This is a genomic window from Maribacter sp. MAR_2009_72, from assembly GCF_007827235.1.
GTDB lineage: Bacteria > Bacteroidota > Bacteroidia > Flavobacteriales > Flavobacteriaceae > Maribacter > Maribacter sedimenticola.
The window spans coordinates 1,235,837-1,258,794 of the sequence record NZ_VISB01000001.1 but is presented as its reverse complement, the minus strand read 5'-3'; the positions used below and the strand labels follow the sequence as shown (position 1 = coordinate 1,258,794).

The following is a 22,958-nucleotide window of genomic DNA, read 5'->3' as shown; positions in this document are numbered from 1 at the left end:
TGGATTCGGCTACTATCGGTCCTTATCCTGTATTGCACAGTATCTCTGTTAGGAGGTGTTGGCAAATCCGTGTCGTTCCTTAGACTTTTGGTATTTCCACAATTAGCCAAGATTAGAACAATAGATAGTATTAACAAATAGCTTACAATTTTTTTCATAATCAAGAGATGTCATATTATTTAATGAAACATATAAATAGCCTTGTATTATTAGCAGTGGCCAATTACAAAAGAATTATACCATACTCTATATCACTTTCTTTGTATTAAAGAAAGATTAAGATAACCTATTTATTTCATAAAAGGCTTTCCTTTTCTACAAAGTTTAACGAAGCGCTTTATTGATTATGAAGCCTAATATCCATAATTCGTTTTCTTTTAGTGCTTTATTACATTACCGGATAATGCCTGCTTCCATATTTACACAAAATCCATCTTTTAGTAGGATTGATTTTCTCCAAGCTTTTTGAGCTTTTCCTACAAAAGAATAACCAAATAATGAACCACCTACAATGTTAGGTGGTCATGCCCTTTTCCGCTACTAAATAAAAGGCACAAGCATACCTTTTACAGCTCCTCTGAAATCTCAATGATCAGTGTCCTGCCTCTTTTTGTAACCTAAGCAAAAAAATAACCTCGCGTGTTAACCTTATCAAAAAAGCCGCTGACTAAAGCATGAATAACAAAAGTAAATATCATGAAAATAGTTCAAGGGTTTCTTTTCGGCTTGGCACTGCTACTTTTAAGTAACGTCTATTCCCAAGTTAATTATGACACAGGTAGGCAGCTGATCAATGGCATACAGTTGTTACAGGATAGTAACGAGCCCAACGCTTATTATTATATCCCAGATTATCCAAGGTTGGCCCTTAAAGAAGACGGGGATTTTGAACTCTTATGTATGAAGTATGTCGGTCAAGGTGGAAATGCCAACGGCGGCCTTTTTCATGCCTTGATTCAATTTGACCTGCCCGAAGAGGTTATAGCCGATTTGGAAAAAGAACTGGAGAAAAGAACCGGTGGCGGAAAAATTGTAGGGGTTGTACCCATGCAGCAAGCCATGAAAGATGGCGAGGATGGCATTGCCAGTTTCAAAATTGTCTCTTCCATTTTAAACAATACAGGAGGAGAAGATCCTTTTACATCCAATGTGATTACCTCGGGGCATGCACCTTTGTACGCTGGTTCCAAAGCCGCAATAGCTGCAAAATTAAACCAAGAGGGAATCACCCTTTTATATGAGTCGCTCCAAGGAAAAACCTCCGATGTTTCCGTAGTCGTAAACGGTTATTACGAAGCAAAGGTAAAAGGTTACAATGCCGTGGTCAATGCCGAGATGTCTAGCGTTTATACCCACTATAGTAAGATCATCAACAACCAAAAAGATTTTACCAAGCAGCAATTACGAAAGGTAACCGATGAGATGGTCCAGGATCAGGTGTTGAATATTGATGTTTTTGATAGATCCTCAGGACTTGGAATCAAGACCGATGACATGGCCGGCATTCTAAGCGTTGTCACCGACAAATTGATAGAATTGATGTTCGATGCTGAAATGGGTTGGGCAAAGCAACCTGAAAAAGAGGTCGTCGTTGAGCAAGGCCAACTAAAAGGCCGACAGGAACGTGGTTTTTTCAGTAAGGTTTTTGGAGGGGCGCGAAATGAAAAATATGTGACCGACAATCAATTCGTACTTAAGAAAAGAGAGGATATAAAAACTAATAAATTCTATCTGAACCTCAGTAAATCGACAACAATAAAAGTTCCCGTCTACTCTTCTGGCAACATTAGCGGGCTTTATGAGGTTTTTAAGGAAGCCCCGAAAAGCAAGGACAAGTATTTTAGGGTGGTCAACCTGGAAGATGTCGATTTCTTAAAAAGAGAGGTCATTTTTCAATTGGACGGAAACTACGTAGACACGTTTAAGGATGTACTCAATTCCGTGACCGTAAGCTTTAAAAAAAGCTACGAAGAGGATCAAAACGATGTCACAAGGGATATCACTATCAGTAGATCGGATTTGGAAAAGGGAGTCGATTACAAAAACATCTTCTATCCCAGATTGGGAGTGAAAACTGCCGATTGGTTGGATTTTGAATACAAGATTAGCTGGAACCTAAAGGGGGATGATAAAACCATTCGCATACCAGCGGGGCAGGATTCATGGCTTAAAGCAAATGATGCCTCCATAGCGCTTACCCCGCCTTTCGCAAAAAGAACAATTCAGATCGATGCGGATAGAAAGTCTTTTGCAGATGCCAATTTCCAATCTTGTTCCATGCGGTTTTTTACCATTTTAAATGGGAACGCCAATGCTCAAAAGACCTTGATTCTAAGAAAGGACGATGCGGAAAATACCTCGAAAATCAATCTTTATTTCGATGATGGCGAACCTATTATTTATCAGGTGAGCTGGTATGGCCCCGACGGGGAAATACAGTCGGAACCACAAGCTTTAGAAGGAGAGTATGTATTTCTAAATGCCCAATCGGAAACTAAAAACAACAACTATGAAAACGATAAATAAAATAATCGCTTTGCTGTTCCTTATCGGTATTTGCAATCCGTTAGCAGCGCAAATTAAAATTAATGAGGGTGTTGAGGCCAATGGTTTATGGTGCTTTCCCCTGCACGAGAAGGAAAACACTTATTTATACCTTCCAAAGAGGGCGCGCTTGGCTTTGAACGATGACGCACTTCCAGAATTTTCATACCTGAGGTACATCTTGGAAAAACCTTCTGAAAGTGCCTCCGAAACCTTGAGTCAGGCAGACGGCGGAGCTATTCTAAATTTTATGGTGCTATATGATACACCTTCGGACCTAGTCTCATCGGCACAGACTGTATTGCGAGAAAAATTAGAGAACGATTCCTTAAAACTACAAGGGCCCATTCTTTTTGATCAGGGCAAATACACCCTTGTATCCTCAATCATCAAACCGGGAGAAGGAAAAAAGAACGAAGTACTGGCCAGTGGAGTTGCACCAATAATGGAAAATAGCAAAATCCCGCTTTCTTTCAACCTAGACCCTGTAAAGTCGAAGTTGCTGCTGGAAAGTTTTAAAATGGCGACTCCGGATATTTCCTTGCTTTTTGAACTAACATTTTCAGGCCTATCCGATAATTATGAGGCCGAGATGGAAGTAGACTGGTCCGAAATCAAAAAAAGTCAGGCTTTTGATGCGGGTGTTGATATTTATTTTGTGGGAGTAGATGTTGAATTGGGGTTTGAAAAACTCAGAAAGAATCAGGCCATAAAATTTACTTCAACAGGCAAAAACGAGTCTATGGAAAGTTTGGTGCAGACAGCATATTCCAGATTATTGGAGTTGATGTTCGAACCCGTAGAAATGGCAGCGGTTCCCGAAGGGCAACAGGGAGGATTAACGGATGCGTTAGGTGCCTTAATCGGACAAAGCGGCTCATCTGGTGGACAAGGTTTGGGCTTCGGCGTAAACGTGGGGTATCAGTATAAAGAGCATAAAACAACAGGAAAAAGCACTATGGTCTTTAATGGCCGAAGCGCGGTGAGTAGAAACCATTATATCACTTTTAATGCCGGCAACTTGTTTAAAAAGTATGGTGATAATAATACAATTTTTAAGGACGTACCCCTATGGGATCCAGCTTTTCAGCAACGTGATGTATACGTGGGCGTAGACGGAAATATCGAAAAGGAATTCGACAAAATGCTGAATAGCGTAACTGTAAAACTTCGCAAAAAACATGAAAATGGGGACGAGACTACAAAAGAAATCCTGATTACGAAAAACACGTACAAAGACTCTAACGGTAAAATTCACATGAAATACCTCAACCATGATGATACCGACCAAAATGAGTGGCTCGGGTATGAGTATAAGACTGTGTGGAAGTTTATCGGTGGCGGCACTTACGAGGAAGAATGGCAGGAGGAATCCTCGGCTATGATCAATCTCTACATACCTTTTAATAGAAGAAAAATTGAACTATCCGGGGATTTGGAAATACTGAAAAATAAGAACGTACGTGCGGTAGCCGTAAAAATAGATTACGATTTTTTTGGCGACACAAAGACCTCGAATACCATGATATATCCGTCGGAAGAAAGCAACGGAAATAAGTTCGAAATCACCCTACCAAAAGGTGTAGAAGACGTGGATTATACCCTTACATGGTTCTTAACGGAAGGTGGTCCAAAACAGTTCAAGGGAGTAGACAAATATGGACTCATATTTATTGATGAAATCCCTAAATCATAAATGTCATGAAACTGAAATTATACATAGTAATGGTACTACTGCTCAGCACCCATGCGCTCATATCCCAGAATCTGTATGCAGATGCATATGAGGACATCACCCTATCCGACGGCCTTGACATAAGGGTTCATAAAAAATGGGGCCTTACCAATGATGATAACCAATATTATTATCTGCCAGTGAACCTGCAATTTTCTACTACCAAGGACAAGGAGCCAGAGTTCAGTTTTCTGGAATATAAAGAAGGAGAGATTACCGCAGGCGCCATTATGCATTTTCTAATTAGTTGGGGCCTGACCAAAAATCAATTGAACGAGGCACAGGAATCGCTAGTGGCAATTAAGGGCGAGGACGCTAGATTAATGGGTGCGGTAATACCAGCCGTGGTAGACGGGGATAACGGATTTACCATTGAAGGAAAATCCCAGCTTGTCCAAATTTTGAAAGGGACAAGAGCCAGTGTTGGTACAACACCCACAATGTCCAATACCAAAATTGCCACTTCCTTTCAATTTAATGAAGAAGAAGCCAAAATATTGGCTGATGCCTTAAAAGATAATGGGGATGATCTAAAAAATGTCAGCATAAGTATGCGGTATATTCTCAATTTCAGAAAAAATGAAACGGGAATGCGGTGCAGAAGAGAACATACATTAACAAAGAATTTATATGAATTATTAAATCAAATATTATGAAAACTAAAATAAGAAGATTGACCTACGCAGCTATTTGTTGCTGTATTATGGGAGTATCATCATTGAACGCTCAAATTATCGATGATGGAAACAGATTGGGCATAACACTTAGCGACGGAACACAGGTAATCCTCTTTGGAGAGGCACATAGTCTCTCCGATAGGAAAAGCAAAAAATACCGTGCCTTACCGGTCAATCTTCGCTTGGCGCAAACCCCGGAGGGTTATCCAGAGTTTCTCTTTCTCAAGTACATTACTGAAGAAAAGGAGGCTGACGGCGGTATTGGCGGTGCTCTTTTACACATGTTGATGCATTGGGGTCTTACCCCGGCACAACGTACCGAACTGGAAACCATTCTTAAAAATGGGGAGCAGGGTGCAAAACCCGGAAGCAAGTATTTGGGGGCGATGGATGTAAAACCAGATGGAGAAAAATCCATGAAAATTATCTCGGCGACTTTAGGTGACGATAAGCTGGCAAGATCCGTAGTGCAATCCTTTAGTGCTCCAGTTCTAGAAGGTGGCCGTGCTGCCGTTGCCTCCTCTCTAAGTCCACATGGTGCCCAATTACTGGCTGCTACTTTTGAAAAGGACATGGCTATTACAGACCTCTCGGTAGAACTTAGCTATATGTATACGACCAGGGTGCCGGCAGCAAAAGGCAAGGTTTTCGTGAACTGGAGTAAAATGAAAAGCCACATTGAGAGAGATTCCGCAGAATATGAAAAGCATACCAGTAAAAAAGGCAGGGGAGGTATACTCGGAGGGATTGCCACGCTTTTAGTTGGTAGAAAAACAGTGGTCGATAGCGTCTCTTACGATGAAGCGCGCTCGGTGGTCGATGAAATGTTTGAAAGGGAGTATATAAAGATCGATTGGGACGAAACTGTGGCTGACGAAAGGGTCACTAAAGTGCGTGAAGCTTTTTTTGAGTTCTTTTTGAATAAGATGACCGAATCATCGGAATCCGCAGATCTAGCTCCACCAACACAGAGGGAAAAAGAAGCCATGCCCAATATCAAATATGGACGAAAGTACACCTTCAACAGATCCTACATTGAAAAATCCATGCAAAGAGGTACGGAAACCTATCGGTTAGACCTGCGCTTGGCAATGGAAAAGCCTTTTACCGTTACAGGCAACCTTGCAAGCTGGTACGATGGGGTGAAGGATAACGAAAAATGTGTCGCCTCCGTCATGTTGAACGATAAGTTTTTTCAACATCGAGACATCAATTTTATACTTGACAACGAAGCCAAGGAACTGCTTGAAAAAGGAGAGGCCAATTACGCTACGGTAAGTATTAAGAAAGAGCGTGATTCTGGAAACGACTTTAACGATGCGATTACCATCGACCATGAGTATTTAAAGGAAAAAGGGCTTAAGGCAGCCATTACCTATGCACGTGGGGAAGATACGAACTCGGATACCTACAAGTATAGAACGCAATGGAGCACAAGAGGCGGGCATGTTTATCCCAAGAATCCAGAATGGATAGAGGGCGATTGGCAAGGAGTAACACTTGCCCCACCCATTGTGCCAAGAACTATTGAGTTCGAAGCCGATCTGGAGGAGTTGGAGGCAATTAAAGTTGCGAGAGCCACATTGCAGGTCAGATATTCCAAATTTGGTAGTGAGGTAGAACAGAATATTCCTATCACAGTCTCAAAGGGAGAATCTTTGGTAGAGAAAACCATATTTACCGATAGGGAAACACAAGGGTATGCCTACCGCTATGTTCTTACACATAAAGAATTAGGTAAAATGGTATTGCCTTGGGAAGTCAAAATAAATGATGACTACGTCTATGCTTCCATTCCACAGGAACTTAAAGATGAAGACCCCGATTATATGGATATGGCAGTAAAGGCCGGAGAGGTACTTCTCAAGCCCGGAAATGATGGAAAAGTAACGAAAGCTGCCGAGATACTTGATAAGTTCAAGGATGTACTAAAGGTGGTCAAAACCGACAACGAGTCTAAATAAAAAACTGGAAATCATGAAAAATACTTTTAAAAATACAATTGCAATAGTTGTGCTATTGCTCTTTACAGTGGTCGAACTGGTTGCACAGCGAGACTTCACTATGCAAATTACGGTTGACAAACCCGTGGAAGCCGGAAAACTGATGTTATTTCCAGGTGTAAAAGATGCGGATTCCTATTGGTATATGTCCAAAACGGTGCGCGTAGCGAGGAATGATGACGGAACCCCAAAGTTTTCACTAGTAAAATGGGTGCATAATCAAGATGACGGAACTGACGAAGGTCTTGGCGGTGCGGTTTTTCATAGTGTCTTTGGCTACGGTCCAACTTCCGACGAAATCAAAGATGCGGAAACAGCCCTAAAAAGAATTAATTCTAAAGGGAAAATAGTTGGACCTGTCATATTTAAGGGAGGAACCGTAACTGTTTCCATTCCAAAAATCAATGACCCAGAACAACAAGAGGTAGTGGCTATTGCCGCCGCACCAACGATTCAGGGGGCCAATATTGCCGTGAATCTGCAACTGGATAAGCGCTCGGCCACCTTGTTTTGGGATTCCTTTAATACGCCAAATCCGTTAGTGACTTTCACTTTTAATATGGAGTTGGCGGGGTACAATTCCCCAATGGAGGCAAAAATCACCATTCATAGAGAGCAAATACATAATCATGAGCGCATGCAGGCAGGAGTAGCCACGCCTTGGTTAGCGGCTGAAGTCGGAGTTTTTTTAGATGAAATGATAGACAACGGAGCTATTGAAATCGAAAAAATTGGGGAAAATTTTGAGATGCAAGAGGCTATAGACAGAGCAATAGAACACGCTACCAACGAATTTTTCACTTCTCTAGGGAGTTCCGATGGGCCTAACTTGAGCCAATTGGCAGGGTTAAACGGACAAGAACCATCTTATTTAGATCGGGCCTCGGGAGTGCTAAATTCCTCAAGACGGGAGGCTCGATCTGAAAACAATAGAATAAGAAGCGAGAATCGCCGAGAGAACGAGCGAGTGGATAGACAAAACGACCGAATTCGCACGGAAAACAGACGAGAAAGGGAAAGAGTAGATGCAGAGAATGAAGCGAATAGAACGAGGATCGAAAGAGAAAATGCCGCAAATTCCGAAGCGACTTCCGAAGATTCCGATGCAGAAACAAATGAGTCGGAGGAAAGTTCAACGGACGGTGAGGATACCGGCGGCAGTAGCACCCCTACGGAAGCCGGAGTAACACCTGAAAATGTTGAGCAAGAAGTACACATTCCAAGAGAAGCGGAACAGCGGGAAGAGGTAACCGCCGAAACACGCGAGGAAGAAGAAGTGCCCTCGCTGGCAATTGTAGCGTCTTTTGTTAAGCGAACGGTCAAAATTACCGGGGATAAGGTGATATCCTTTAAAGAAACATTACCAACGGTAGTACCCATGCCTTTTGGAGGTAATCTGGGAGTAAATAGAAAAGACTGTGAATCGTGCTTTAGGGAAATTAATCTCGATGACCCAGTGTTCAAACAGCGACCGTTACTGGCCATCATAGATGGGTTTAATCTGGAAAACTTCTCGGAATTCATTAACTACGCTTCCTTACAGATAAAGAAACCCCATGAGTCTGGAGAAACCAGTTATGATGAGGTTCGTGTAACTAGGGACAACTTCAATGAGGAAGGGAATCTGTTTACCCTAATGTACGGTTGGAAAGGAGATAATGACAGGTCCAAGTGGTTGGATTTTGAATACAAGGTCGGATGGAGCTTTTTTGGAGGAAATGAATTTGAAACGGAATGGACGCCAAGCAATAAAAACACCATCAATTTAAGTGCTCCATTACAACAAAAACGCATCACTATCGAAGCGGAAAGAGATTTGCTGGAAGAAGCGAATGTGCGCTCCATTGATGTAAAGATCATCTACAATCTTGGGGGTGGGGACGACCTACACAAACAATTTACCATAAACACCTCCAAAGACATTCTAAATGGCCAAGTTGAGATTATGCTTCCTAAAAACCATCAGGAATACGCATACGAAATCACTTGGAGGTTATGGGGTGGTAACGAAGTAAGTTCAGGGAGAAAAACAACTTCTTCTGAGGTTGTTCATGTTGATGAATTACCAAGTAATTAAAAAATAAGAAATCATGAAAACATATAAAAAAATTATACTAACACTGTTCATTCTTATAGGGGTTAATTCATATGCCCAGAGTGATACAGAAACCATAAGAAACTTGTTGCGCTTCACTTATTTTCCGGAACCAACGGAGGATAGACGTTTTCCAATAGTGAACACCAGTGTCGCATCAGGAACTGAAACAGGCCGTTTTTGGGAAGATTCCGGAATAGACGATCTCCAAAATTTTATAAGGGCGGTACTTAAAGACCCTAGTAGCGGAGGTGATGCCACCCTTCAACATGCTATTGCGGAAGTATTAAAATTAAACAATCGAAAAATTTTAGTGTACCTGTGGAAAGATGCAAATTCTATTACCAGATCGCAATATGCACATAGTCTAAAACCATGTGTATCGGATTATGATCGTAGTGATAGTGCCACGGATTATCATGTTTGGCCCTGTGCGGCATATATCTCAAGAGAGGACGATCCCAACTGGGGAGGGTATGTCCATATTGGTCAGCATTATGCTACTGCCAAGGGCTACGATAAGCTTAAGGCTACATTTATTCACGAGTTTATGCATACTCAGGATCCTGTTAGTGCCCTCAACGATAGATTCACGGTAATGAACCATTTGTATCGGTACGGCCATGATGGCACTCACTTTGATGTGGAGGCCGTTCCAAACAAAAGACAGGCCTATAAGGAAGGAATCGCGAATGTTCTCAGTATACTCTTTGATAATAATGATCTACAGCGGTATTTAAGATGGTTTGCCAATAATGGCTCCATTATGGTAGAAAGGGAGGTTCCGCATGGTTTCTTTAGGGTATTTAGAGGCATTATGGGGTACTCCGATGATGTGTGGCTTTACAATCAAATTAGTGCGGTTCATGGTGCGGGCGTACAGCATGGGTCCCATCCCGAATACTCCACCTACCCTGTTCGCAACTTAAACCCGGAATTTATCGTTCATAACGAAGTGGTTACGGCCATGGCTTTGGGGTTGACCTCATTGCACGTTAGGGATATCGATCCCTTTATTTGGGCGGTAAAGAAAGTAAATACCCAGATTAGGGGAAATCAAGAGCAAGATCCGTTTGCGCTTATCGTTAATAAATTTGCACTTGGCCTGACCTCAAGAGGAGATTCACTGGCTGAAATTCAGAATCAATTAGAAAGTTCCGGAGTGCAAGACCAACCGTATTATCCCATTTTACCACTTGCTTATTTTGATTTTTTTACCGGCTACGGAGCCAGCTCAAAAAGTGAGTTCAATGCTATGTTCAGCGGCGAATTAAACACTACGCTATTGGACATTTATTGGGATTATTTTAAAGATAGAGTGCGAACTGTACCCATCCCACCAATTCCGAATTCGTCTGGCTCTTCACGAAGCGGACAGTCCAGAATTTGGGACAACATATCCGATGTATCCATACAATGTGGGGTAAATCAGAGTCTGTTGCCGGGAGTCCAGGATTTTAATTTTGAGCCTTCTGGAAGTTCAAACAGCAATACTCCTCAAGCTACTGATGATTTGGATGAATCTTCCCGGGCTGCGTCATCTGAAGATGGCGATGAAGGGACTTCACAGGCATCGACCCAAGCGGATGGTGACTGCCGGGATTGGCCTTCATTCGGAACGGAATCTTCCGTTACGGCGAATGGCGTTTCCGTTCCTGTATTCAATGCCACCGAAGCACAAAAAAGCAACTTGGAACAGACTTTATCAAGATTACCGGTAGCCCATATAAATGCTATTCCACAGATTATCATAGTATCTGACGATGGCCCTAATTATTTTCTGAGTCATCCGGAAAGAGGGGGTGCGTCATGGAGATGTAGCCCAGCAAACCGCGCTAACGAATGGATAAAAATCTCGGCCTATTCACTGACGGAAAGAAGAAATCAAAAAATAAACTTTACCCTTCTTCATGAGATCGGCCATTTCATAGACAGGGATTTCAATATTGTTTCAGCCCATCAGGAAGAAGCCAGAAGATATCTCCGCGAAACCGATTATCAAGGACACACCCAAGGAGCCGGTGAGGCAATAGCCCAAGGTTATATGTACTATTTTGCTTCTACCACTGCTACGGAAAGAAACCCAAGGGTGCGAGATCGCTTGCCAGTTTACTTAAAGGAAATCCTAGAGAATAGTAGTGCTTGGGCCAATGTAAGCACATGGTAATAATCGCTTTATTAATAGTTAAAACAAGAAATCATGAAAAAATTTATAACAATAGTCGTCCTCTTATTTGCGTTCCAAATGAGCGCACAACATATTATTAAACATGTGGCAAGCCCTAACAATACACAAGGGCATATCACTACCATCAATAGCCCGCACACGAACGGGAAGAACAATGCGATCTTAATCGTTACCCAAAATTATGGGGCCTACAACGTTAACGAGATAGGAGTTTGGTATGCCGCAGGGAAATGGAAAATATTCAATCAAAACAGAAAACCCATTCCCAAAAATTCCAAATTTAATGTAATGGTGGTCCAGCCTAATAGCGGCAAGGCCTTTGTGCATACCACTGCAGCAACCAATACAGCAGGGCATATCACAACCTTGGCGTCGCGATTGACCAATGCCAAACCCAATGCATTGGTATTTGTTACCCAGAACTACGGGAAGTACAATACCTCAAATGTCGGGGTATGGTATAGTGGTGGTAAATGGAAAATTTTCAATGAAAACACAAAGCAGAAAATGCCTGTGGGTACAAAATTCAACGTGTTGGTATTAAACCCAGGTGAAAATAAAATCGGCAGCACAGCGCTTTACGCTTTTAAATATACCAATACCTCTAGCGGTCATATCAGTGAAATGAACGCTCCGGTAACCCTACCAAGAACTTCGACTTTGTTCGCAACCCAAAATTGGAAGAACGTTTACAATCCGAATATTACGGGTGTATGGTACAATGGGAAGAAATGGACTACCTACAATCAAAATAGAAAAGCAATGCCAAAAGGCGTTCGATTTAATGTATTGACGACAAGCCATACCGGAACAAGCACTACGAGTAACAGTAATAATACCCCATATTCTCCAATTTTGGTCAACCACAATATTCTTAAAAATGTTGGCCTAATAAAGGTAAAGCCAATTGCATCGGCCAACGCCAAGGATACTGATCGGATCGGCCCTGATGCCAAGTTGGCGGTGTCGTTTTCAACGGTATCCCAAATGGACATACTTAAAGAAACCTTTAATTTTTACGATGAGATCTACAAAGATCAAAACCCCAAATCGGGAGTCTATTACTACTTGCCGAAGCAATTCACGTTAAAATGGAACAAAGAGGCCAATGACTATGCCTTCAATGTATTTTATATGTCCTCGGATGATAATAAAAGGGGGAGCGTATTACTGAACATAGAACTCACTCCGAACATTAAAAGCGAAGATATCGACCTTGCCGAAAAGATGCTGACACAACAGCTAGGAAAAAAGATTACCCTGCTTCCTTTGGATCTGCGCGATGCGCCCGAAGTGGATTTTGGAGGCTTGCTGTCACGTTTTAATATTGAACCAGCCAGTGTCAGCACCAACATTCCTTCAGATTACAAGCAACCCATTGTGTTGGATTGGAGAATGGACAGTAACATCGATAATTTTGTTGGTGCAATGTTGAACCAGTCCGTAGGTGCTATGATGCATTTTAAACCGTATGGCGATAGTACATCGGTAAAGAGTGTTGGTATTAACCTAAAGGTGAATACGTTCGATACCTTTGGAAAAATAAAATTCGATACCGCAAGCGAGTTGTTGGAAGGTTGGACAAATTATCTGGATTATCCCATGTATCCCAACAAGATAACCGTGCTTAAAAAGAATGGAGCCAGATTGTATTTTGAAACCATAGATCTTGAGCGAAGTAAGGTAGAGCCTGGTGCGATTTTCAAAGTGAATAGTGACCCTTCAGTTTTCAATAAATTATCAAAATCTCCATTATTTGGTGTTTGGTTGAATTATGAGGTTGATGAAGATTGTGAAGCCTGTAACCAAACGGTAAAGCGGAAAATTATCGGTGGCACCTCAGGCAGTGAAATCGCTAATATGGAGGTTCAGGTAATTAATGCCCTTGAATATTCAGGCGCAAATTCCATGAAGCTTTTGATAAAATCCATTCAGGCCGATCCCAATGGACTAAATGAAATTGAATTGGATCCCATGTCAATAACCGAAGATGGTCTAACGCTGGACGGTATTCAGTTTTTTGTTCCAGAAGGAAAAGAACTTCTTTATAAATATCAACTTATCCTAGTGATGAACGATGGGGATGTTCATCGTAGTAAATGGCATGATAGCAATTCCAATTTACTCGCACTGGGCGAGAAACAAATCGATAGGCTATTTCCGGACAAGAAAAAAAATGATCTATTGAACAATGCAAAAGATAGTGCTATTGAGAAAATAAAAGATTCGGTGGGAATACATAATGAAGAAGATGCAGTGAACAAAGCTGTAGAACTCTTGGGAGGATTGTTAACGAAGAAAAAAGACAGCACCAAGACTGAAGATAAAGGTGGGGAAAATGAGCAGGAACAAGAAGATCCCAATAACGATCAGTACTAAAAAGTGGAAAGATGGATTCAGGGATCAGATTTAAATCGATGTGGGTTGTTATATTGTTGTCAACCAATTTTATGACGAGCTTACTGCTTGCACAACCAGACATTACGTCTCGTAAGAAGGTAAACGGAACCACCGTTTTTCAAGACATGACTGATCCCTTTTTATACTATTACGAACCAGGGGAGTTGTTTTTGTCCCATAACACTAATGACGAGCCAGACTTTCAGTTTCTGGACATGCGATACACCGGTTCCAAATGCTATAACGACCAAGGTGAAAAAAATTTTATGAGCCTATTGCAGTTTGGGGTTGAAATGAAAAAAATGACGGCCGATAGCATAATGGCTATTAAAAGAGCACTTAAAAACAGGGCGATTAAATTAGTTCCGGTGCCCATTACCCAAATCCGTACACAATTAGTAATCGGATCTATAGAAAATGAGGAAGAAAAAATACAAAAAGATGGTGCGCTGGATGCAAAGACCAAGGCCGGCTATTCCACATCCAAGACCTATTGGACTAAAAGATCATTTACCATAAAGTTGAACAACCATGAATCTCAAGTACTAAATGATCAACTTAGGAATGGACGATTGGGTATAAGTTTGGATTATGAGTATTACGCCGACTTTAAAAAAAATGATGAAATGGAAGCTGCAGGATCCAAGGAGCTGATAGAAGCACTTTCCGAAGAATATGGCAAGGCCGGAGAGATTACAGAAAATAGAATTTTGAAATCCGATGTCCTACCCATCCGCATAGATGTTGAAAAATATCCAGATACTATAAAACAAATGGATTTGAACGAAGAAGTGCCCCCTGCCTATGCAGGCACGGAAATTAGATGTTATGATTTCAAAAACAACCTTAGATCTGATCTTTACATAAAAATAGTGGAGATTCAAGCGCAGAGCGTAAGTAATGAAAAGGAAGTAATTGTTACCATCAAGTTTTTAAAAAGCCATTCGGATATTCATACCAAATACATTTCCTTTCCTTATGCCATTTATGTAAATGCTCCTATGCGCTATAGAGTTACCGAAATTACTATCGATGGAGATAGAACTGTGTCTGAGTGGATGAGTAAAGAATCTTGTAGTTCGGTTATTGATATAACAACACAATTTTAATGTTAAGCTGATTATTGTTCAAAGACTATCTCATAAAATGAATAAACAAAAGAATACAGAGTCATTATCCTTGTTATCCATAGGTTAATTGTAAATATTTGCATTTTACTGAATAAAGGTTTTCACAATTGTATAATTGTAGGTCTCAAACTGCTCTTTTTTCAACTAAAAGTGATTAGATGAAATTGTATGAATATATTCCCTAATTTTATACTGTAAATAACACAAAAAACTACGTTCTTAAGCTAATATTTTCATCAAGTGTCCATAAAGGGATTTGATTTGGAGAAGTACGATTAATATACTGACAATCAATCGTTTGTAACGATAAGTGGTATCCTGCCACCCCGACTTTAACATTTCGTTAACATTTTAAACCTGATAATCATTTGATTATCAGGTTTTTATTTTTGATAACTTTTCTTAGAATCTATTTTTTTACTCTAAAATCACCTTAAAAAGTCAACAAATCGGTCAACATATTACTTTCAATTTTTTTGACATGTTGGTGATTGTGTTTTTTATAGCCAATGTTGCTTTAGGTTTATTCGTGTTTGATCACGATTTATATTTTTTCGGAGGAAGTGCTTTAGGAACGTATTCTGATATGAATGGTTATGGTCATTTTTTAAAACCCTATCTGTTAATTAAATCGTATTGGTTTCTCTTCGGAATACTATTACTAATTATTGGGTATTTAGTAAACGTAAGAGGTACTGAAACCAATTTAATGCAACGCATAAGAGCTAGCAAAAACAGATTGAGCAAGCCGCTTTTTAAAGTTGGTTCTATGGTCTTTTTAGTATTTATACTCATGGGAAGTTTAATCTTTTACAATACGAATATTTTAAACACCTATTGGACCAATACTAAAGCAACTGAATTTAGAGTAGCTTATGAAAAGGAACTCAAACAGTTTGAATATATACCACAGCCCAAAATAGTAGATGTGAATTTAAAAGTGGAATTGTATCCTTCATCAAGAGATTATACTGCGGAAGGGTATTATATATTAAAAAACACCAATGCGCAACCCATTAATGAGATTCATATTCAGAAACTAATTGAAGAGAATATCACATTGGATGCTGTCACTTTTGATGGAGGCGCAACAGAAAATAATACATACGCTACCTACGATTATACCATCTATCAGTTGCATAACCCTTTGAATCCAAGAGATTCAATTAAAATGAACTTTAAGCAATCATTCACTACGAATGGATTTGAAGCAGGTAATTCAAATGCTAATATTGTTGAAAATGGAACATTCTTTAACAATAAACACTTTCCAACATTAGGCTACAACAGAAAATATGAGCTAAGTGATAGCGAAGAACGTTCAGAATATAATTTGTCTGAAAGAACAAATAGAGCAAATAGAAATGACGTGAAAGAATTAGTTAACGCAAGGTCTGGTAGTGATTCTGATGGTATTAATTTTGAAATGATTATAGGAACAGACATTGACCAAACAGCTTTAGTTACTGGGAATTTATTGAGGGAGTGGACAGAAAATAATCGTAATTATTTTAATTATAAAATGGAAATTCCAATGATTGATTTTTACTCAATTGTTTCAGCAAGGTATGACATAAAAAAAGACCAATGGATTTCAAAATCTGATACTATTTCGAAACAAGTAGATTTAGAAATTTACTATCATAAAGGTCATGAGTACAACATAGATAGAATGATGACAGCTATGAAAGCCTCATTAGATTACTATAGCACAAATTTCAGTCCGTATCAATATGAACAGTTACGTATCATGGAGTTTCCGCGTTATGCGCAATTTGCACAATCATTTCCTGGCACTGTTCCATTCTCAGAATCTATAGGTTTTGTTTTAGATATTGATGATGAAACCGATGTAGATATGGCATTTTATGTAACTGCACACGAAATTGCCCACCAATGGTTTGCTATGCAAGTAGAAGCCGCAAATGTAAAAGGGCAATACTTTATTTTGGAAACGCTTTCTCAATATGCAGCCATGATGGTTTTAAAAGCGCACTATCCAAAAGAAAAGGTTCAGCAATTTTTAGAGTTGCAAATAGAGAAATACGAAGAAGGCAAACTCAGAGAGTCTGGAGCTGAACCAACGCTAGCATTAGTAGATAATCAAGACTATATTTATTATGCTAAAGGTGCCATTAACATGTATCAATTTCAAAAGGCAATAGGCGAGGAGCAGGTCAATAAAGCTTTAAGACGCTTTTTGGAAGATTGGAATACTACAAATGGTAAGCTAAAAATAAATACCAATCGCTATGCCACCAGTCAAGACTTGTTTGGCTATTTTAGAGCGGTTACACCAGATTCGCTTCAGCATGTGATAGTTGATCTATTTGAAGAAGTTAATCAGGCCAATAATAACGTGGGGTATGGAGTATAGTTTTTATAAATAACACTTAAGCTTTATATTTCACGTTCCTGTACTTTTACTTTTCAATTTAAAAAGTATTTTGTGTCTTTGTCTAAACATGGGTAGCAAAAAAAAAATAAATACTATTACTACTAGAACATCCCTTTACTGGAAGTGCCAGTTAATCGGTTGGGGGCTGGTTTCCCTTTTTTGGTTTTATATCGCCTTGTTAAGAGATGATTTTAAAATCTCTCATGCCATTATCAACTACTTCTTAGACATTTTTATATGCATAGCAATAACACATGCGTATAGGACTATGGCAGTGCGGCGAAAGTGGAATGAACTAGGTATGAAAAATTTGATTTGGAAAGTAATTCCTGCATTGTTTGTTCTTTCCTTGGCGTTTATGTTGTTCATGAATCTTAAAACGTCTGCCTATATTTCTTTAGTAGATAGGCAAAATGATGCTATTAGCAAGCTTTTTGTTTGGAATCCTATTTTTATATGGAATCCTGTTTTAATTACTGGCTTGAGGCATATGACCATTTGGCTACTTGCATATCATTTATATCATTTTTATCAAAGGGAGGTACAAACTTCCAAAACTAATGCACAACTTTCTCTAATTGCAAAACAAGCGCAGTTAGATAATTTGGCAGCGCAATTAAACCCACATTTCTTGTTTAACTCCTTAAATTCTATTAAATCATTAGTAATAGAAAACCCTAAAGGCGCAAGAAGAGCTATTGATTTATTATCAGATTTGTTGCGTTCTTCTTTATATGAAAAAAACAAAGATTTAATTCCTATTGAAAATGAACTTTCTTTAGTCTATGATTATATTGAATTAGAAAAAATGCGTTTTGAAGATCGGCTTCAACTTAAAACCGATATTGATCAGGAAGCACTTAATTACAAGATTCCTGCGTTAAGTATTCAGTTATTAGTAGAAAATGCAATTAAACATGGAATCGATTTAAGAGTGGATGGTGGCGTTGTTTTCTTGAAAATAAAAAAGAGGGATAACTACATTCATATTAACGTTGAGAATCCTGGTGTAATTCATAAAAACGAACGTGTTGGGTTAGGTCTGGAAAACTTAAATAAACGCCTGGAAATTCAATATAAGGGTAAGGCAAGTTATAGTTTAACTCAAAATGAGAATGACTGTGTAGTTGCAGAAATAATAATTCCAATGAATATAGACGATGAAAAAATATAAAACTATAATCATTGATGATGAACGTTTAGCAAGAGAAGAAGTAAAACGCGCATTAGAAAAACATCAAGAGTTTGAAATTATAGGTGAAGCAAGTCATGTAGATGAGGCCATATCTTTAATTGAAGAACTACAACCCGATCTATTGTTTTTAGATATTCATATGCCAGGTAAATCTGGTTTTGATTTATTGGAAGAATTAACAAATGTACCAGACGTTGTTTTTACAACGGCGTACGATCAATATGCCGTAAAGGCTTTCGAGATGAATGCTTTAGATTATTTAGTAAAACCTTTACGAGATGAGCGTTTTTCTAAAACTATTCAAAAGGTAAAGGAAGAACTTTCTAACAGGGTAAAATTAGAGCCTACAACCTTACCCATGCATCAAAAGATATTTATAAAAGACGGAGAGAAATGTCATTTTATTCCGCTAACAGACATTCATTTTATAGAATCTTTAGAAAATTATGCGCGGCTGCATTTTGGTTCAGATAAAGCCATGATTAAGCGTTCTTTAAATTTATTAGCAGAAAAATTGGACCCTAAAGTCTTTTTTCGCGTTAATCGAAGTCAAATGATTAACATACATTACATTAAAGAGATTCACCCTTACTTCAATAATAAATTACAAATTATATTAACTACTGGCAAAAAAGTAGAAGTGTCTAGTAGGCAATCAGTTAAGTTCAAAAATTGGAATAGTTTATAAACTCTTTTTACGCTTATTTACGTATATCTACGTTCCTGTACTTTCCCTTTCTACATTGAAAAACTTACCATTTCTTTGCTTCATAAATGAGTATAATTTTAATGAATAAAATATTGCTATGAGGCATTTTAAAAGTAAATATCAGCTACCTATAATTCTAATTGTCTTTATAACTGGGGGACTTTATTCCTGTATAAATGACACCCTGCAAATCGCTAAGCAGCCAACGTTATCAGATTACTCCGTTGGAGAAAAATGGGTTTGGAAATATAAGGGAGTTACAACCGAAGGCCAGGTACGTTCAGAGGGAGAAGATACAAGAGAAGTAGTTATTGCAGATGGTGTTTTGGGGATGACAATAGGTAATGATACGATTCCAATAACAGACATCGTAAAACCGGAAGAAAGCGAAACACCAAGATATAAATGGCCTTTAGAAGTGGGAAAGAAGTGGAAATATGAGAAAAATTGGACCAGTCAGGATGGTACCACAGGAAAGCAAAGTCAAGATGTAGAGGTTTTGTCGTTTAAGGAAGTAACAGTAGCAGCAGGAACCTTTATGGCGTTTACCATAGAATACAAGGGAACCGTTTCGAATTCTAGAGGATATAACGCACAAACCGATGAAGTTTGGTGGTATGCTCCAGAACTAAAAAACTTTATTAAAATGACACAAACTCAAGACGATTTTTTGTACAAAGAGGAGTTAAAACACTATTCAAAACCAAATAATTGAAATATATGGTTACCCCAACTTTTTAAATGAATCAACATGACCAAAGACATCAAATCGCAATTAACACTAAAAAGGGATATTCTTGCGATTGTTGTCATGTATGCATGTCAGCTTTTAGCAGGAATTATAACCTCTTATAGTTTTAAGTTCTTTGTACCGTCAAAGACTGTTTCTATAGAGGTGATTGGAGTATCGTCTGCCTTGTTAAGTGGTATTATCATCTTGTTTCTATTCTGGTGGGACCTAAATAGGTCTGGCAAATCATTTTATCCACAGATAGGATTACAAGCTAGTAAGATCAAGAATAACAAAGGAGTTTTATTAGTGATAGCGGCATTGGTATCGACACATTTTTTAGCCTGGATATATAGGTCGGTTATTTTGCCAAGCTTTGACCAAGCAGGCATTATAGGCGGTGGTTCTAAAATGTTTAGTTTTATTCAGGCCAACGGAGGAGTACTCGAAATGAGTGGCTTTCTACTATTGGCACTCATTGTGGGCCCTATAATGGAGGAGGTTGTTTTTAGGGGGTATTTGCAATCGTCATTAGCAAAGCGTATACCTTCTTGGGCCGCAATCTTAGTTACCTCTGTTATTTTTGCTGCTGGCCATAGCCCCATGATTTTATGGCCAATGTATTTTCTCTTTAGCATTACTTGGGGTTGGATATATGTAAGAACAGGATCTTTAAAAATGGCCATTCTAATCCATGTCTTAAGCAATTTATTTTATACCGTTATTGGTTTTGCAGGTTGGGATATTCTCGCTTGAGTGAATTTAGTTGCAATTTTGAAAAATAAGCTATGAAAAAGTCAGTCCTATTATCATTTTTAATTGCAATTAGTATGACTTCTTTTGGTCAAGAATTGCCATTTAGGAAGGTAAAACTATCGGATTCAATAGCGATTTCAAAACAGATGAAGCAATTAGCGGCATTATGTAATACTCAAAATTTATCGGATTTAGACTTGTTTAAGTTCCAGTTAATTAGAGGTGATTATGCAGATGCTTTAGTTACGTTCAAAAAAAGAATTGAAGAAACACCTATAGATCAAAGACAGTACTTAGATATATATATGCATTATGTGGAGGCAAAGCGTTCTAAGAACTTTAAAGGGGCGTTTAAAAAATCGTATAGAAAATACGTAAAGAATGCTGATGACATACAAGTTATTAATTTAGATAAAGCATTGATAATTAGAGATCCTACCGATTATTATGTGAATAATTTTAATACTACATATTCTAGTATAGAATCTGAAAATCTATCACAGGAAACCGCCAAGGATTTAGTAAAAAAATATTTTTTAAGAACTGTATTTTCATCAACTAGAGATCTTTATTTTGAAGAAATTAAACAAGACCATGAACGGAGATATAGTATAAACGATAGCACAATAATACCAATGAAGGATGGTGCAGAAGTTTCTGTGGTAGTGATTCAACGAAAAGGAAAGGTATCGACTAAAAAGCCTGCTGTATTAATTGCTTCTATTTACGCAGGTACCAATGAAACTGGGGCGATGTTATCTGCCTCTAAAGGCTATGTTGGAGTGATAGCGAATACCAGAGGAAAACGCTTAAGTAGTGGAGAAGTAAAGCCTTTTGAATATGAAAACACAGATGTCTATGAAGTGATCGATTGGATTAGTAAACAATCGTGGTCAAATCAAAAAGTAGCCATGTTTGGTGGTAGTTACAATGGCTTTACACAATGGGCTTCTATGAAACACAAAGTGCATCCTGCATTAAAAACCATTGTTCCAATGGTTGCTATTGCTCCTGGTATTGATTATCCGATGGAAAATAATATCCTACACAATTATTCGTATTCATGGAATTTTTATGTGACTAATAATAAGTTTTTAGACTTTGATGCTTCAAATGATTTTAATCGTTGGAATACTTTAAAAAACACCTGGTACAAAACAGGAGTTGCTTTTAATAAGCTAGATAGTTTAGATGGGCAAGTAAATACATTATGGAATACCTACATGGCGCATCCTAGTTTTGATGCTTATTGGAAAAAAATGATTCCATATAAACAAGAATTTGCAAAAATTAACATTCCTATTTTAACCATTACTGGTTATTATGATGACTCGCAGAGAGGAGCCCTATATTATTTTAATGAGCATTACAAATATGCAAAAAACCCAAATCATTATTTATTAGTTGGTCCTTATGATCATTGGACTGCGCAAACGAAGCCAGATGAAAGCCTTAGAAATTACAAATTAGACAAATCGGCTTTACTAAATATTGAAGAAGGTCTTCTTTTTCAGTGGTTTGATTACATTTTAAAAGGAAAAGAAAAACCAAGCATTTTAAAAGATAAAGTCAACTTTCAGGTAATGGATACCAATACCTGGATGCATAAACCGAGTTTAAGTGCCATGACCAACGATACGTTGACTTTTCATTTAAGTGATGATAAAACGGATGATTTTTATGCGCTTAAATCGAAATCGAATACTTCTAAAATTGATTTAACTGTTGATTTTAAAGATAGAGAAAGCATGAATAACACAGGGTATTATCCTTGGCCTTTAGAAAAAGAAAACATCAATATAAAGGATGGATTGCTTTTTAAATCGGAACCCTTACAGGAGGATGTGATTATCAATGGATCCTTCCTCGGAAATCTTGAATTTACTATCAATAAAAAAGATGTGGATTATTCCGTTATCCTATATCACTTAACGCCAGAAGGGAACTACTTTCATTTAAGCTATTATATTGGTAGAGCGAGTTATGCTACAGATCGAGAACAAAGAAATTTATTGACACCGAATCAAAAAACGCAAGTGTCTTTCGACAATTCTAAACTAATCAGTAAAAAGCTACAAAAAGGAAGTAGGATGGTAGCTGTGGTCAATGTGAATAAAAACAATAATGCACAACTTAATTATGGAACGGGGAAGGATGTGAATGAAGAAAATATTAAAGATGCAGAAGTCCCGTTAAAAATTATATTTTCAGGTAATAGTAGTATTTCCTTACCGGTTTGGTATTCCCTAAAGGAATAACCAAATTCTTATTAGTATATCATTGGCAAAAAAGGCCTATTCGATTCTCCTTTTGGCTATTTTTTTCCGTGGACAGGGGCTGCAGGGTTGCACCTATTAATCAAAGCAAAAGTAACGATGCGGTGAGTCCCATTGTAAAG

14 protein-coding genes are annotated in these 22,958 nt (G+C 38.4%); all 14 read left to right on the top strand.

Annotated features, from left to right (window positions below; translation table 11 throughout):
* The first annotated feature begins 696 nt into the window (after window positions 1–696).
* The 14 genes from JM81_RS05345 (at window position 697) to JM81_RS05280 (ending at window position 22,818) form a co-directional block, all read left to right on the top strand.
* Window positions 697–2,526: a hypothetical protein gene (locus tag JM81_RS05345; protein ID WP_144801163.1), complete on the top strand. Its 1,830-nt coding sequence runs from the start codon at window positions 697–699 to the stop codon at window positions 2,524–2,526.
* Window positions 2,510–4,240, top strand: a complete 1,731-nt coding sequence (locus JM81_RS05340) for a hypothetical protein (RefSeq protein ID WP_144801161.1) — start codon at window positions 2,510–2,512, stop codon at window positions 4,238–4,240. The genes JM81_RS05345 and JM81_RS05340 overlap by 17 nt, the downstream gene beginning before the upstream one ends.
* A gap of 5 nt (window positions 4,241–4,245) precedes the next feature.
* Window positions 4,246–4,935: a hypothetical protein gene (locus tag JM81_RS05335; protein WP_144801159.1), complete on the top strand. Its 690-nt coding sequence runs from the start codon at window positions 4,246–4,248 to the stop codon at window positions 4,933–4,935.
* Window positions 4,932–6,920 carry a hypothetical protein gene (locus tag JM81_RS05330; protein ID WP_144801157.1) on the top strand — a complete coding sequence of 663 codons (1,989 nt, stop codon included), beginning with the start codon at window positions 4,932–4,934 and terminating at the stop codon, window positions 6,918–6,920. The genes JM81_RS05335 and JM81_RS05330 overlap by 4 nt, the downstream gene beginning before the upstream one ends.
* A 13-nt stretch (window positions 6,921–6,933) precedes the next feature.
* Window positions 6,934–9,036 (top strand): hypothetical protein, encoded by a 2,103-nt coding sequence (locus JM81_RS05325; RefSeq protein WP_144801155.1) that lies wholly within the window; start codon window positions 6,934–6,936, stop codon window positions 9,034–9,036.
* Window positions 9,037–9,049: 13 nt separating this feature from the next.
* Complete coding sequence (locus tag JM81_RS05320) at window positions 9,050–11,221, top strand: hypothetical protein (protein WP_144801153.1); 2,172 nt, start codon at window positions 9,050–9,052, stop codon at window positions 11,219–11,221.
* Window positions 11,222–11,254: 33 nt separating this feature from the next.
* A complete protein-coding gene (locus JM81_RS05315; RefSeq protein ID WP_144801151.1) occupies window positions 11,255–13,621 on the top strand; it encodes a hypothetical protein in 2,367 nt (788 codons plus the stop codon).
* 71 nt (window positions 13,622–13,692) lie between these two features.
* Window positions 13,693–14,751 carry a hypothetical protein gene (locus JM81_RS05310; protein ID WP_144801149.1) on the top strand — a complete coding sequence of 353 codons (1,059 nt, stop codon included), beginning with the start codon at window positions 13,693–13,695 and terminating at the stop codon, window positions 14,749–14,751.
* 502 nt (window positions 14,752–15,253) lie between these two features.
* Complete coding sequence (locus JM81_RS05305; RefSeq protein ID WP_144801147.1) at window positions 15,254–17,149, top strand: M1 family aminopeptidase; 1,896 nt, start codon at window positions 15,254–15,256, stop codon at window positions 17,147–17,149.
* 88 nt (window positions 17,150–17,237) lie between these two features.
* Entirely contained in the window at window positions 17,238–18,344 is a 1,107-nt protein-coding gene (locus JM81_RS05300) for a sensor histidine kinase (protein WP_144801145.1), read from the top strand.
* On the top strand, window positions 18,331–19,053 hold the full coding sequence (locus JM81_RS05295; RefSeq protein ID WP_089263195.1) for a LytR/AlgR family response regulator transcription factor: 723 nt from the start codon (window positions 18,331–18,333) through the stop codon (window positions 19,051–19,053). The genes JM81_RS05300 and JM81_RS05295 overlap by 14 nt, the downstream gene beginning before the upstream one ends.
* A 118-nt stretch (window positions 19,054–19,171) precedes the next feature.
* Window positions 19,172–19,789, top strand: coding sequence for a hypothetical protein (locus JM81_RS05290; RefSeq protein WP_144801143.1), 618 nt, complete (start codon window positions 19,172–19,174; stop codon window positions 19,787–19,789).
* A gap of 36 nt (window positions 19,790–19,825) precedes the next feature.
* Window positions 19,826–20,560 carry a CPBP family intramembrane glutamic endopeptidase gene (locus JM81_RS05285; RefSeq protein ID WP_144801141.1) on the top strand — a complete coding sequence of 245 codons (735 nt, stop codon included), beginning with the start codon at window positions 19,826–19,828 and terminating at the stop codon, window positions 20,558–20,560.
* Between the two features lie 32 nt (window positions 20,561–20,592).
* Window positions 20,593–22,818 carry a CocE/NonD family hydrolase gene (locus JM81_RS05280; RefSeq protein ID WP_222430291.1) on the top strand — a complete coding sequence of 742 codons (2,226 nt, stop codon included), beginning with the start codon at window positions 20,593–20,595 and terminating at the stop codon, window positions 22,816–22,818.
* The last annotated feature ends 140 nt before the right edge of the window (window positions 22,819–22,958 follow it).